11 protein-coding genes, 1 tRNA gene and 5 pseudogenes are annotated in these 13759 nt (G+C 58.8%); 3 read left to right on the forward strand and 14 right to left on the reverse strand.

The window, feature by feature from the left end; genetic code table 11:
* The first annotated feature begins 106 nt into the window (after nucleotides 1–106).
* Nucleotides 107–634, forward strand: coding sequence for a DUF4142 domain-containing protein (locus ACP7CJ_RS02485; protein ID WP_017844866.1), 528 nt, complete (start codon nucleotides 107–109; stop codon nucleotides 632–634).
* Between the two features lie 54 nt (nucleotides 635–688).
* Here ACP7CJ_RS02485 and ACP7CJ_RS02490 read toward each other — a convergent pair.
* The 3 genes and pseudogenes from ACP7CJ_RS02490 to ACP7CJ_RS02500 form a co-directional block, all read right to left on the reverse strand.
* Nucleotides 689–820: pseudogene (locus ACP7CJ_RS02490) on the reverse strand (IS4 family transposase); the annotation flags it as partial.
* A 159-nt stretch (nucleotides 821–979) separates the two neighbouring features.
* Nucleotides 980–1621 carry a hypothetical protein gene (locus ACP7CJ_RS02495; RefSeq protein ID WP_426099538.1) on the reverse strand — a complete coding sequence of 214 codons (642 nt, stop codon included), beginning with the start codon at nucleotides 1619–1621 and terminating at the stop codon, nucleotides 980–982.
* Between the two features lie 332 nt (nucleotides 1622–1953).
* Nucleotides 1954–2541: pseudogene (locus tag ACP7CJ_RS02500) on the reverse strand (transposase); the annotation flags it as partial.
* Nucleotides 2542–2589: 48 nt separating this feature from the next.
* On the opposite strand from ACP7CJ_RS02500, the pseudogene ACP7CJ_RS02505 reads away from it, so the two are divergent.
* Nucleotides 2590–3554, forward strand: a pseudogene (locus ACP7CJ_RS02505) (IS5 family transposase).
* 124 nt (nucleotides 3555–3678) lie between these two features.
* Here ACP7CJ_RS02505 and ACP7CJ_RS02510 read toward each other — a convergent pair.
* The 3 genes and pseudogenes from ACP7CJ_RS02510 to ACP7CJ_RS02520 form a co-directional block, all read right to left on the reverse strand.
* Nucleotides 3679–4305, reverse strand: a pseudogene (locus ACP7CJ_RS02510) (IS4 family transposase); the annotation flags it as partial.
* Between the two features lie 169 nt (nucleotides 4306–4474).
* Nucleotides 4475–4975, reverse strand: a complete 501-nt coding sequence (locus ACP7CJ_RS02515) for a methylated-DNA--[protein]-cysteine S-methyltransferase (protein ID WP_276196941.1) — start codon at nucleotides 4973–4975, stop codon at nucleotides 4475–4477.
* Nucleotides 4976–5067: 92 nt separating this feature from the next.
* On the reverse strand, nucleotides 5068–5400 hold the full coding sequence (locus tag ACP7CJ_RS02520) for a hypothetical protein (RefSeq protein WP_276197909.1): 333 nt from the start codon (nucleotides 5398–5400) through the stop codon (nucleotides 5068–5070).
* Nucleotides 5401–5550: 150 nt separating this feature from the next.
* Here ACP7CJ_RS02520 and ACP7CJ_RS02525 point away from each other — a divergent pair.
* Nucleotides 5551–5715, forward strand: a pseudogene (locus tag ACP7CJ_RS02525) (helix-turn-helix domain-containing protein); the annotation flags it as partial.
* A 104-nt stretch (nucleotides 5716–5819) separates the two neighbouring features.
* Here the strand turns inward: ACP7CJ_RS02525 and ACP7CJ_RS02530 are convergent.
* The 8 genes from ACP7CJ_RS02530 to ACP7CJ_RS02565 form a co-directional block, all read right to left on the reverse strand.
* Nucleotides 5820–6125 (reverse strand): DUF6482 family protein, encoded by a 306-nt coding sequence (locus ACP7CJ_RS02530; RefSeq protein ID WP_276196942.1) that lies wholly within the window; start codon nucleotides 6123–6125, stop codon nucleotides 5820–5822.
* Nucleotides 6126–6148: 23 nt separating this feature from the next.
* Entirely contained in the window at nucleotides 6149–6673 is a 525-nt protein-coding gene (locus ACP7CJ_RS02535; RefSeq protein ID WP_276196943.1) for a DUF3833 domain-containing protein, read from the reverse strand.
* Between the two features lie 221 nt (nucleotides 6674–6894).
* Nucleotides 6895–6968, reverse strand: a tRNA-Gly gene (locus ACP7CJ_RS02540).
* Nucleotides 6969–7110: 142 nt separating this feature from the next.
* On the reverse strand, nucleotides 7111–7995 hold the full coding sequence (locus ACP7CJ_RS02545; protein WP_276196944.1) for an alpha/beta fold hydrolase: 885 nt from the start codon (nucleotides 7993–7995) through the stop codon (nucleotides 7111–7113).
* A 304-nt stretch (nucleotides 7996–8299) separates the two neighbouring features.
* Entirely contained in the window at nucleotides 8300–8992 is a 693-nt protein-coding gene (locus ACP7CJ_RS02550; protein WP_276196945.1) for a pseudouridine synthase, read from the reverse strand.
* Nucleotides 8992–9204 (reverse strand): cysteine-rich CWC family protein, encoded by a 213-nt coding sequence (locus ACP7CJ_RS02555; RefSeq protein ID WP_426099537.1) that lies wholly within the window; start codon nucleotides 9202–9204, stop codon nucleotides 8992–8994. The genes ACP7CJ_RS02550 and ACP7CJ_RS02555 overlap by 1 nt, the downstream gene beginning before the upstream one ends.
* A 59-nt stretch (nucleotides 9205–9263) precedes the next feature.
* Nucleotides 9264–12887, reverse strand: a complete 3624-nt coding sequence (gene uca / locus ACP7CJ_RS02560) for an urea carboxylase (protein WP_426099536.1) — start codon at nucleotides 12885–12887, stop codon at nucleotides 9264–9266.
* 236 nt (nucleotides 12888–13123) lie between these two features.
* The gene (locus ACP7CJ_RS02565; protein WP_426099535.1) at nucleotides 13124–13753 is read right to left on the reverse strand and encodes an urea amidolyase associated protein UAAP2; all 630 of its coding nucleotides are present in this window, start codon (nucleotides 13751–13753) and stop codon (nucleotides 13124–13126) included.
* Nucleotides 13754–13759 lie beyond the last annotated feature (6 nt).

The raw sequence follows: 13759 nt of genomic DNA on the forward strand, positions 1-13759 counted from the left end.
GTTGGTCGCACGGGCAAGTTTTTTCTAAACCTTTGTTGCCATTAAAATTCGAATTCAGAGCGGGGTGTCTGTCCCCGCACCTATTTTTGCCCTGGAGGAACCCATCATGAGCCGCATGGCTATCCGGTTACGCACCGCCAGTTTCGCGATGCTGCTGGGCCTCGGCGCCAGCAATGCTTTCGCCCAGTCGCCTGCTGAATTCATCGAGCAGGCGTCGGCCAAAGGCATGGCCGATATCGAAACCAGCCGCATGGCCCACGCCAAAACCTCGTCCCAGGAAATCAAGGACTACACCATCGAGGTGATCAACGAGCGCACCTTGGCCAACCAACACCTGGCGGCCATCGCCAAGAAGCTCGACCTGCCCGTGGCGCCGCGCGAGAAGATCGTCGACAAAGCCGAAACCCTGATGCCCGAACTCAAGGACGGCGACTCTTTTGACGCCGCCTACACTGCGCAGCAGGTCAAGGAAAACGAAGACGCCATTGCCCTGTTCAAACAGGAAGGGGCCGCGTCGGATGTTCCAGAAATAAAGGCGCTGGTGGATGAGACACTGCCCAAGCTCGAAGAGCGTCTGCAAAAGGCTCGCGCCTTGGCCTCTACCTACGGTAAAGGCCGTCAAGGCGACGGTTGAGGCCTGTACTTGATATGGAAAACGGCGGTTGGAGCCTGAGGGATCCCCACAAATTTACTCCAAGCTCTGCGCCTGATGATGCACCTCATCACGCAGAGCATGCTCCAATATTTCCAAGTGTTCTCGGTCACCTAAACCAGTGCAACTGCGACAATACTCCAGGCCTAAACACCACAATGAAAGTACGATGGCCACCCAGACCATTTACTCCTTCGGTAGCCCATATTTTGTTCACGGTTAGGAGTCTGACAGACCAATAGGTAAACTTTTCTAAAATAGCCCCCAAGTTCTTCACCTTCAGCCCTGAAATTTTGGACGCGAACCCCCTACTGTGATTTTCGGAAATTAATTTGCTGGGTAATATCCTCCCATGCCTTTTATATATCGTGAACCGCAAGGGTCTTGGTAGCTATTGGTACAGAGATGGGTTTTTGTCGGATCGCCGTTTTTAAAATTTAGCTCTCCCATGCACCATTTTTTAGAAACTGGGTCTGTCACGTCATCACAAGCTCCAGGGTAAGCGGGTGTTCTTGTGTACACATTTACTATGTGTGAATCATTAACGAGCGCAACATTAGCAAACAAAAAACTAATAACATATTTACCATTCGACAAACCAAACCCAATGTGAAAAGCCACTTTGTCTTCGACGTAGAACTTGTTCCGATTAGGAATTGGGCTATTGCCATACACATACCTTATGCATTCAATGATGGCATCGTATATCGGAGCAGGGATAAATACGACCCTATTGTTATTAGCAAGCAAACCCAGTGCGCCCAAATTAAGTTTATATTCATCTATAGGCCGAAACGAGCTTTCTTCCCATTTATTTTCCTCCATGCAACCAGCGATTGGCAAACCTGCTACAAGGTCCTGATCGTCATAATCGTACATGGCTTTTGCATAGTTCATCTTATTCATCGTCAGCATTAGGAGCGAAAACAAAAAGCTTGCCGCCCAGCCTTTTCGATAAGAACTGACCATGATGTACTCCACTTAGTGATTTTCGTATTGGGCGATTTCAGTATGGGTGCCAAGAAAAAAACCGAAAACTGTAAGAATTAACAGTTCTTTATAAAAATTCTCGATTATCACTATAGCCAATCTGAATTAACAATATTTAGCACCCTAGAAATGAGATATTTCTACCTCTCTGTGACAGGCTAGTGAACCGCGTTCAAACTCTCATTCTCTTTGCACAAATATCCCCATAAGCATGAGCAAATTGATTCTGACTGAGAGGGAAAGCTTTTTCGAAAGCAGCATGCCAGCGGGCCATGGGAATAGGGGGTTGACCCTGAGGGATCCCCACAAATTTACTCCAAGCTCTGCGCCTGATGATGCACCTCATCACGCAGAGCATGCTCCAATATTTCCAAGTGTTCTCGGTCACCGAAATCAGTGCAACTGCGCCAATACTCCAGGTCTAAACGTCACAATGAAAGTACTCGCCTTTCTTTGAGGCTGTTGCTTTGATAGCGCCGCTCCAATTGGTTCTCCCGTGCCTGCAACCCCGCTAAGAAGATGAGGTAGTTGGCCAAAATGGCAATCAACAACAATACTTCGATGCGCTTTGGACAATGGCTTCGATGCAGATTCAGACCCAATCCCAGGTGTTCACTTTTTACGTCTCGGAAGCCTTCTTCGATCTACATACGGCGCTTATAAATCGCCACGATTTTTGCTGGGCTCCACTCGATTTGCGACAAGTTACTGGCAAGTAACCACGGCTCGCGCTCACGTTTGGCGGACTGCCGGCTGAGTTTGCTTCTGGCAATTGAGCCCGTAACGCGTTGGTGTTTGCGCCCCTTGGCTGAATGGCGGACGCGGTAAAAACCGATGAAGTGAGGGGCGCTACGCGTCATCTCGACACGGCCTAACGACTTAGGGAAACTCCGAACAAGTCCTCAGATGTGCTGAAATACACTTTCACCACCTGACCCGAGCCACGCATGAGCCAGATGAGCTTTTCCGACTTTGAATACGCCGGCAAGCGCAGGCAAACCCGCCGTGAACGCTTCCTTGCCGAAATGGATCAGGTGGTGCCCTAGAGTGGTTTGTTGGGGTTGATCGAACTGTATTACCCGAAGGCTGGTGGTGGCCGTAAACCGTATCCGCTGGAGACCATGTTGCGCATCCATTTGCTGCAAAACTGGTTCTCGCTGAGCGACCCGGCCATGGAAGAAGCGCTTTATGAAATCACTCCCATGCGTCAGTTCGCCCGCCTTACATTAAGCGCGCCGATCCCTGAAGACACCACAATCATGAACTTCCGGCACTTGCTGGAGACGCATCAACTCGAACCTGCGATCCTTGCTTGCAGGAAAAAGGTCTGTCGCTGCGCCAGGGCACCATCGTCGATGCCACCATTATTCACGCTCCTAGTTCGACCAAAAACGAAGAGGGAAAGCACGATCCCGAGATGCAACAAACCAAGAAAGGTAATCAGTACTTCTTTGGAATGAAGGCCCATATTGGCGCGGCTGCAGAGTCAGGATTGGTTCATCACGTCCACGGCACAGCCGCGAATGTGGCTGACGTAACCCAAGTTGCTGAGCTGCTACATGGCGAGGAAAGCGCGGTCTATGCAGACGCTGGTTACACCGGCGTCGAGAAGCGTGATGAGCACGAAAATCGTAAAGTGATCTGGCAGATCGCGGCGCGACGTAGCACTTATTCACGACTGAATAAACGGAGCCGACTCTACAAGGCCAAGCGCAAATTCGAGTACTGCAAAGCCCTGACGCGGGCCAAGGTCGAGCATCCGTTTTGGGTGATCAAGTGCCAGTTTGGTTATGTGGAAGTACGCTTTCGTGGGCTGATGAAAAACACCGCTCAACTGACCATGCTGTTTGCTCTGTCGAACCTTTGGATGGCTCGAAAACAGCTGATGGGTATGGGCGAGTTACGCGTGTAACGCGGGGATCTGGGCTGAAAAGCCCGACGAAGCAGTGCCGACGGGCCTTTGTGTGTTAAGCAACGCTGAAAGTCGTGTTTGTTTCGACTAACAGCACGCTCACCGCGATGTTGATCGGAGTTTCCTTAGGTGATGAGGTAGCCAGAGCGTACAAATTTTTCACCGGTTGCCAGTCATTTTCTTCGCGACAATAGAGCTCACGACTTCGTATTCGGGCCACGTAATACCAGCCCTGCGCCGCTACGGCCTTCATCCAGAGGCGCCGGAAACCGGCATCAGTGACCAGGACTGGAACGCATCCATCAGGCAGTAATTCAGCCAACATTTTGATCAGGCGGCTTTGATATTTTGGGCAACTCTAGCGCTCATGAACGCTTTCATAAATAGGAAACGAGCGCCCCGCAAACGGGACTGCAGCCCTCAACAAAAAGGCGTCGCCAGGTGTATCAATTCTCGACCAGTCGACCAAAATTAAAGAATGCTTCAGGGAGCCCAATAATGCCTGCAGCATCACCCAATAGAACAGTGGCCTCTCTGCTCTCAGGTGTTGATTACCCTACAATCGGTCCACTCGCTTGATCGCGTGTTTTAGATACGCCTGACCTGGCATAAAACGTCCCAGCGCTGTCAGCGTCAGGCGACGGCCTTGTAGTAACGAACTGACACAACTCATCAGCGTTGTCAGGCGGCGAGAATGGATTGAAGGCAGTGCTTGAGCGAGCGCTCTGTGTAAAAAACGGGTGGCCTGTATGGGTTCGGTTTCTTGTTTTTGTGTGGTGCAAACCAAGTTGCCGACTCATGTAGGCTTCTTCAATGTTCCTACTTCTTGATTTTCGGTAAGAAAAATCGGGGATACCTCAGGGTCGGAGCTCATCCCACCGCCGTTTTTTATGCCGGGTTCTGGTCGGTCGCCGGCGCACTCAGAACCGCATTTCTGCCTGGCCTGTGCCTTCCAGTGCGAGCAGATACTGCTTGGCCGCAAGCCCGCCGGCAAACCCGGTCAAGCTGCCCGACGCGCCAATGACCCGATGGCACGGTGCAATGATCGAAATTGGATTACGCCCATTGGCCGCGCCCACTGCGCGCACGGCTTTCGGGTTGCCGATCTGCTGGGCGATCTGGCTGTAGCTGCGGGTTTCGCCGAAGGGGATGGTCAGGAGTGCCTGCCAGACTTGCTTCTGAAAGTCGGTGCCGGTGAAGTCCAGTTCCAGCTCGAACTGATGACGGGCGCCGGCGAAGTATTCCTGCAACTGGCGCGCGGTTTCCAGCAACACGGGGTTGTGATTGGCCTCGTGCAATTCACCCAGGCGTACACGGTTGGCGCGCTCGCATTCCCACAGGATGGCGTTGAGTTTGCCATTGCGCGCCACCAGGGTGAGCTCGCCGACGGGGGAGGGCATGAGTGTGTATTCGTAGGGCATGAGCGGGCTCCTGGGCGAGTGGGTGATGGCTCAGTCTAGAGCAACCCATTCCACCGGAAACTGCGTTTCTTGCGGTCGAATTCTCCGCCACCTTAGACGTTCCAGTAAATCCAATCGGCAAGAGAGTGATACCAATAAGGCCATGAAAGGTCATGGAGCGCCATGAGTGGCGAAGCGGTCCCCAGCACAACCATCGAGACGATGTTAAGTAGGGTGCCGATCAACGCCAGCACCATCACACGCCGGCTGGCATGGCGCCTGGCAAACCTGACGCCATACGCGGACGCAACGATCGACCCGAGCGCCAGGACCAGCCCCAGGGGAAACGGAAGCCTTACCAGAGCGACCAGCAAGGGCAATACCAGCACCCAGCCGAGCACTTGGCGCAGTACGGGTTTTGGCGTTCGGTGTTCAGGTTCAAGCATGGCAATCATCCCGGTCTTGCGGGTTGGACAGGGCGACATCATCCCGCTACGCAGGCGCTGCTGCATTCAGACTTTGCTTGAGTTGCAGCTAGCGATCCTGTTGCAGCACCTTGAGCGCCGCCGACACGAGGAACCCCGAACGGCTTTTTCACGGGGCTTTCGCAAGCGCGCTTTGCGAAGGCGATTGATGTGCCCGTGGGAACGCTTCAGAACGGGGAGCAGGGGCGCCGTGAACCTGAAGGACCGGCAAGGGCATTATTGCGTGCCCTCTACAATGATCCTGGTCACGTATTGGCGGCCCTGGAGCATAGATAACCGTCTGTGATGACCGTGTGGATTAAGCCGCGTAAGTTCTTTCGCGCAAGGCACTAGGCTGATCTTCCCTGGCCGGGAAGGTCAGCCAAAGAATGAAACGCGCCTTAGAAGGACTGGGCCAACGTAAACGGAACACGCAACGCACCGATGGGGCCTTCACGTGTACCGCACATTTCATCGTGGACGCAGTGCTGCACCAGCACACACGGAAACGGCGGAACCCGTTGCAACAGGTCGCGCAAATGCGTGGTGGAGCCGATGCGCATCGGCTTCGCATCCTCGTCCAGCAGCGTCATCGCCGTATGCTCGAGCCTGACGCGTGCGATGTAGAAACCGCCCTCCAGCGACAGCAGTTCCAACTCGCGTACTTCACCCTTCACGGCCAGTTCGGTCAGCATTTGCATATTCATGATTCACCCTCGCAGTGGGTCGTTCATTGGCGACGAAAGAACAGCGTGACCTGGCCCCATTCGACGCCAAACTTGGTCATGCTCGAACGGTTGATCAACGTGTCTTCGTCCATCAAGTACATCCAATCGTCAAAACCGACTTCGTAAACCGAGCCATCCACCGCCAGGTTGAGGCGGTAGCGCCAACGCAATGCGTTGCCGGCGACCTCGCCAATTGCCTCGCCAACCACATCACCCGCGCGCCCGCGCCAGCGCCCGGGGCCATCCGGTGTCAACGTCCACACCCGCTGCTGGCGCGTGCCATCGCTGTAGAGAAAACGCTCGTCGAGAATCAAAGCATCGCCCTCGCGTCGGCTGGCGATATCCACCTCAAAGCGCTTGGCCACTTCCCCCGAACGCTTCTGGAATATGCCCCAGGCCTTGACGGGTTTGCTGAAGAAACGCTCCAGGTCCAACTGCGGTTGCTGGTCGGCGTAGTGGTCGACCTCTACGTTGCCGCAACTGCTCAGGCTCAATACCAGAAACAGTGAAATCAGTAGGCGTGCCATGGACCGGCTCCTTGATCGTGTGGGGCTGAGTGTCGACGTTCAAGGTGTGATAGTTGTACATAAAAATATATTTGTACAGGTTTTTAGTGGGCGCTATTTTGGGAGGCTGGAAAGGTAGGGAAGCGCTGAGCGCAAATTTCACTCATAAAAAAACCGGCCACCAAGGACCGGTTTTTTACATCTCCCGTCAAAACCATCCTGACGCGAGACCAATATCTGAGTGGAGCGGGTGAAGGGAATCGAACCCTCGTTATCAGCTTGGGAAGCTGGAGTAATGCCATTATACGACACCCGCTCAGAGCGGCTGACTTTGTACCAGATGTGCGCCGGGATTTGAAGTTTTTCTTCGAAAAATGTGCAGGTTGCGTGTGTTTGCGTAGGCGACGCGCCGACCGACTGTAGGCGCGGGCATGCTCGCTCCTGCAGTCGGCTGTGTTTCAGAGTGCAAAGGCATGTTGCGTCTGGCTCGGGTGATAGCGCAATCGGCTGGCCTGCCGCGCAGGCTTCAGAAAGCCCACCACGGCGTCCCGGCTGTCGCGGCAGGCGGCTTTGTGTTCCATGTCCAGAAAATGCCCGGTGGCCTGGATTGTGCTGAAGCTGCTGTTCGTCACGTATTGCCCGAACAACTGGGCATCCTCGGCGCTGGTGTATTCGTCCCATTCGCCGTTCAAAAACAGCACCGGCACGCTGATCTGGCGCGCGGCCTTGAGGTAGCACAGACGGTCGCTATTGAGGACGTGGCTGATGTGGAAGTGCATCTGCCCGTACTCGTGCTCGGCCAGGCTGCTGACGTGGCGGTAGTTGAAGCGCTTGAACAGCGACGGCAGGTGTTTGCCGATGGTGCTGTTGACGAGGTGGCCGACGCGGTCGCGGTCGAGGTTGCCGAGGTAGTCGACGCCGCGTTCGAGGTAGTCGCGCATGGGCGCGTTGATCACCGGCGAGAATGAGCTGATCACGGCTTTTTCCACGCGGCGCGGGCGCTGGGCGAGGGCGACCAGGGTGGCTGCGCCGCCCCAGGAGAACGACAGCACGTGTTCGGCGGCGAAGTGGTCGATGAGTTCCAGGAGGATCTGGCCTTCGACTTCCTTCGTCAGCATCTGCTCATGGCGGTTATGGATTTTGGAGCGACCGGCGTAGGGCTGGTCGTACAAAACCACATTGAACTGCGGGTACAGGCTTTTCACGGTTTGGGCGAAGGACGCCGTGGTGGCCATGGAGCCGTTGACCAGGATGATGGTCTTTTCAGCCGCGTCCGCGCGATAGAACTCCGTGTAAACCCGATACTGACCCTGTATATCCAACACAGCGATTTCTGGCCTCATGTCGTAAGACTCCTGGCAAGCGGGTAGTGCGCGCAGATCACTCTGCACGAGCTTTATGACAGGTAGGCATACGCCTGGAAGATGAGTGCCCATGTCGAGCCGATGACGGCTGGCCGACGGGTGTTATCAGGGCGGGCTGTTTGCCGGGGAGGCCCGTGGATCAAGCGCGGGCGGGGCAAGGTGTTTCTTGGAGGTTATAGGCGACTCGCCAGTCATAATTTGGCTGACGGTTTGATTCAAGCAGTCGGTTCGGGATGTCGCAAGTCGCCGAGATGGGTTTTAGCCATCACCGGCCGAACGGTCGTCAGACCAGCAAAATTTCATCGGCGCTCAACGCCCGATATTCACCGGGCGCCAGCGCGCCATCCAGTTCCAGCGGCCCCATGCGTTCCCGATGCAGGCCGATCACCTTGTTATTGAAATGCCCGAACATGCGTTTCACCTGGTGATAGCGGCCTTCGATGATACTCAGGCGGGCCAGGCGCGGTGCCAACACTTCCAGCTCGGCCGGTTGAGTCGTCAGGTCTTCAAACGCGAAATACACCCCCGCCGCGAAGGTGGCGGCGTATTGCGCACCGATCGCCTGCTCGGTCTCCACACGGTAGACCTTGGGCAGTTTGGTCGTCGGTTGCGTCAGGCGCCGCGACCACTGGCCGTCGTTGGTGATCAGCATCAGCCCGGTGGTGTTGAAGTCCAGGCGACCGGCGATATGCAGTTCGTCTTTGTCCGGTTCATCCAGCCAGTCCAGCACGGTCGGGTGCTGTGGGTCGGCGGTGGCGCTCACGCAGCCCGGCGGTTTGTGCAGCATGAAATAGCGCGCCGGTTTACCCGCCTGCAGCACCTCATCGTCCACGCATACCCGGCTGAATTCGCGCACTTCATGGTGAGGATCACTGACCGGCACGCCATCGACGCTCACGCGCCGTTCCACCAACAACAGGCGGACTTGCTGGCGATTGAAACGCGGCAGGTTGCTGAGGAATCGATCAACGCGCATTACAACGGCTCATCCCCACGCAACTGCGCGTCCACCTGGGCACAGCGCGGGCACAGGCAGGCCTGGTTGCGTAATGCATCGGGCAGGGCTTCGAGCACCGCCGGGTCGATGGTGACGCTGTAGCACCAGCAGGCCTGGTCGGCGGTGCGCGGGTCGGCCAGGGTGCAGTCGTTGCGGGCGCCGCAGGCGGGGCAGAGGGTGGCTGTGGTCATTGCTCGGTTCAGGCTGGATCGGGCAGGGCGCCGAAGGTCCCTGCACGATACAGCGCCGCTCAGTCGCGTTCCAGCACCACGACCCGCTGGCCGGCACCAATCCCGCTGCCGGGCTGCACCGGGATTTCCCGCACCACGCCGGCAAACGGCGCCAGCAGTGGAATCTCCATTTTCATCGACTCCAGCACCACCAGCACAGCGCCGGCCGCGACGTGTTCGCCCACAGCCACCTGGACCTGCCAGAGATTGCCCGCGATATGGCTGTCGATGCTGTACTCATTGGCCTTCAGCGGCGTGTCTTGCCCGAGCGGCGCTGGCGGTTCCTCGCTGTCGAAGTGCGCCTGGCCGCTGGCGATCCAGCGTTCGCGCTCGGCGTTGAAGGCCTGTTGCTGGTGCGCCCGAAACGCATCGATACCCGCCGCTTCACGCGCCAGAAAATCCTGGTAATCCGCCAGGTTCAACACGCTGTCCTCGATGTTCAACGCAAAGCGCCCCAGCGGAAAATCCCGACGAATCTGCACCAACTCTTCGGCACTCACCGGGTAGAAGCGGATCTGGTCGAAAAACCGCAGCAGCCACGGCTTGCCGTCGAAGGCCGCGACTTCCCGGTAGCGGTTCCACATCTGCAACGTGCGCCCGACAAACTGATAACCGCCGGGGCCTTCCATGCCGTACACGCACAAATACGCGCCGCCGATGCCCACCGAGTTCTCGGCGGTCCAGGTGCGGGCCGGGTTGTATTTGGTGGTCACCAGCCGATGACGCGGGTCCAGCGGTGTGGCCACCGGGGCGCCGAGGTAGACGTCGCCCAGGCCCATCACCAGATAGCTCGCCTCGAATACGCTGTGGCGCACCGCGTCGAGGTCGGCCAGGTCGTTGATGCGGCGGATGAATTCCAGGTTGCTCGGGCACCACGGCGCGTCCTTGCGCACGGTGGTCATGTATTTTTCGATGGCCAGTTGGCACGCCGGGTCATCCCAGGACAGCGGCAAGTGGACGATGCGCGAAGGCACTTGCAGGTTGGGCGTGGCGCATACGGCCGTCCATTCGCCGCTGATCAGCGCCAGCAGGTCGGCCAGGGGCAACTGTTCTGGCTGGTAGTGGACCTGCAGCGAGCGGATGCCCGGCGTCAGGTCGATTACGCCATGCAGTGCGCGGGTTTCGAGGGCCTGCATCAGCGCGTGGCCACGAAAACGCAGCACCAGGTCGAGCTCGGGCGCGCCGATTTCCAGCAGCAGGTGGGTATCGCCAGCCAATCGGGCAACCAGACGCGTATCTTCCTGGCCGATATCCAGCACCACAGGCGATGCGGGCCAATGTGGCAGCGGGCTTGCTCGCGATGGCATCTCCTCGGTGTTGCTGTGAGACCGCGTCGCCTGCAGTGCGGGCAAGCCCGGCGCCCACAGTTGATCCCATTTCAGCGCGAGATCGCGGGCGGTCTTGAGGTCCACCGGTTCGAAGCGCAGCTTGTCGCCGGCCTTGAGCTGTCCAAGCTGCCACAGGTCGGCTTCGATCACCGTCACCGGGCACACGAACCCACCCAGGCTCGGCCCATCCGGCCCGAGGATCACCGGCATGTCTCCGGTAAAATCCACCGCGCCGATCGCATAAGGGTTGTCGTGGATATTCGACGGATGCAGCCCGGCTTCACCGCCATCGGTGCGCGCCCACACGGGCTTGGGGCCGATCAACCGCACGCCGGTGCGGCTGGAGTTGAAATGCACTTCCCACTGCGTGGCGAAGAAGGTGTCGATGTACTCCGGCTGGAAGTATTCCGGCGCGCCGTGGGGGCCATAAATCACCCGCAGCGTGCGCACCTGCGCCAGCGGTTCAGCGCGCAACTGCTGGCCCGCGTTGACGTCGACCAGCGGCAACAGATGCAGCACGTCGCCCGCGCGCAAAGCCCGCCCGCCGTGCCCGCCGAACTGGCCCAGGGTGAAGGTGCTTTTGCTGCCCAGATAGTCCGGCACTTGCAGCCCGCCGCGCAGGCACAGGTAACTGCGCGCGCCGGCTCCGGCGAGGGCGCCGAGGCTCAGCACCGACCCGGCTTCGATCAGCAGCGCGGTGTTCATCGGCACGGGTTGATCGTTGAGCAGCAGCGCAATATCCGCGCCCGTCACGGCCACCACGGCGGCGCAATTGAAGCGCAACAGCGGCCCGCTCATGGTGATTTCCAACGCGGCGGCGCCTTCGCGATTGCCCAGCAGACGATTGCCCAAGCGCAGTGCGCGGCTGTCCATCGGCCCGGAAGGCGGCACGCCCACGGCCCAGTAGCCGAGCCGGCCGGGATAGTCCTGCACGCTGCTCTGCGTGCCTGCGCTCAGGACTTCAACGGTGTCGGCGTGGTAGACCAGGTCTTCCAGGCAGCGCGTCCACGGTTGGCCACTGGCAAAGGGCGCGGCCAGCAGAATCTGACGCAGGTAGTCGCGGTTGGTTTCCACGCCATAGAGCTGGCTGTCGCTCAAGGCTTGATGCAGCGCCAGGCGCGCCTGTTCGCGGGTGGGTGCCCAGGTGATGAGCTTGGCGATCATCGGGTCGAAGTACGGCGGGATCTCACAACCGGCCTCGACCCACGTGTCGATGCGCAACCCTTCGGCCAGCGGAAAGTCCACGTGGGTCAGCAAGCCCGGGCTCGGCTGGAAATCCCGGCCGGGGTCTTCGGCATACAGGCGCGCCTGGATCGCATGCCCTTGCGGGTTCAATACCAGGCGGGTCAACGGCGGCAGTTCACCCGCCGCCAGTTGCACCATCCAACGCACCAGATCGACGCCCCAGACTTGTTCGGTGACGCCGTGTTCCACTTGCAAACGCGTGTTCACTTCGAGGAAGTAGAAGCGGCCGTCGGCGCGGTCGAAGATAAATTCCACCGTGCCGGCGCTGCGGTAGTTCACGGCCTTGGCCAGGGTGATTGCCGCCGCGCACAGGGCCTCGGCCATGCCCTCCGGCAGGTTCGGTGCCGGGGTTTCTTCGAGGACTTTCTGGTTGCGCCGTTGCACCGAACAGTCGCGCACGCCGAGGGCGATCACCTCGCCCGCGCCGTCACCGAACACCTGCACCTCGAGGTGGCGGGCGTGCTCGATGTACTTCTCGATAAACACCCCGGCATCGCTGAAATTGTTCTGCCCCAGGCGTTTGACGGCCTCGAAGGACTCGTTCAACTCCGCGATGTTGCGGCACACGCGCATGCCGATGCCGCCACCGCCGGCGGTGCTCTTGAGCATCACCGGGTAGCCCACGCGGTCGGCGGCGAGCGAGGCGGCGTCGAGGCTGTCGAGCAGTTCGCTGCCTTCGAGCAAGGGAATCTGCTGTTGCTTGGCCAGCGCCCGGGCCGTGTGCTTGAGGCCGAAGACGCGCAGTTGTTGCGGGGTCGGCCCGATGAAGGCGATGCCGGCGTTTTCGCAGGCTTGCGCGAAGGCGGCGTTTTCCGAGAGAAAGCCGTAGCCGGGATGAATCGCCGTGGCGCCGCTGGCTTTGGCGATGGCGAGGATTTTGTCCACCGCCAGGTAGGTGCTGGCCGCCGCGCCTTCACCGAGGCTGTAGGCTTCGTCGGCTTGTTGAATGTGCAGGCTGGCCGCATCGGCTTCGGCGTACACGGCGACGCCCTTGACGTGCAGTTCGCGCAAGGTGCGCAGGATGCGGCAGGCGATGGCGCCACGGTTGGCAATCAGCAGTTTTTCGAACATGGGCAAAACCCTGCGGGCCGTCCCGCAAAGTGAGGGAGCACTACGGTCGTCCGCAGTGCCTGTCATGAGTGTGGGAGGGGGCTTGCGCCCGATGGTGGTGAGCCAGTGAGCACCTGTGTGGCTGACTGATCGCCATCGGGAGCAAGCTCCCTCCCACATGCTTCAGTGGTTGCGCAGGCACTGCCCGCTGCGTGCCTGGCACAGGGCGAACAGCCAACTGCGCAAGCGCTTGAGTGTCAGTTCCATACGAGTAACTCCGCCGGGGTCGGGTTGTAGGCATTGCACGGGTTGTTCAATTGCGGGCAGTTGGAGATCAGCACGATCACGTCCATCTCGGCGCGCAGGTCGACGTACTTGCCGGGGGCGGAAATGCCGTCTTCGAAGGTCAGCCCGCCGTCGGCTGTGACCGGCACATTCATGAAGAAATTGATGTTCGGCCCGATGTCGCTTTTGCCCAGGCGGCCGTCGTGGGCGCAGGCCCGCAGGTAGTTGTCGCGGCAGCTGTGCATGTAGCGCTTTTCCAGGGCGTAGCGCACGGTGTTGCTCTCTTGGGCACAGGCGCCGCCGAGGGTGTCGTGGCGCCCGCAGGTGTCTTCGACGAGGGTCAGCATTGGCCGGCCGAGGTTGGAATACAGCACGCTGCCGGTGCCCAGGTACACGTTGTTCTGGCGGCGCAAGGTGCGTTGCACGTCGTAGCGCTCGCGAGGGTTTTTTGCGCTGTAGAACAGTGTATCGACCGCCTGGTTGCCCTCCAGATCAAGGATGCGCAGGGTCTGCCCGGCCTTGACCTCCATCAGCCACGGCTCGCCGGCGGGGATGGTGGCGCGGTACACCGCAGTGTCCGGTTGTTTCAGTGCGATAGACATGGCAGC

The organism is Pseudomonas sp. PSPC3-2 (assembly GCF_049897085.1).
GTDB lineage: Bacteria > Pseudomonadota > Gammaproteobacteria > Pseudomonadales > Pseudomonadaceae > Aquipseudomonas > Aquipseudomonas paraveronii.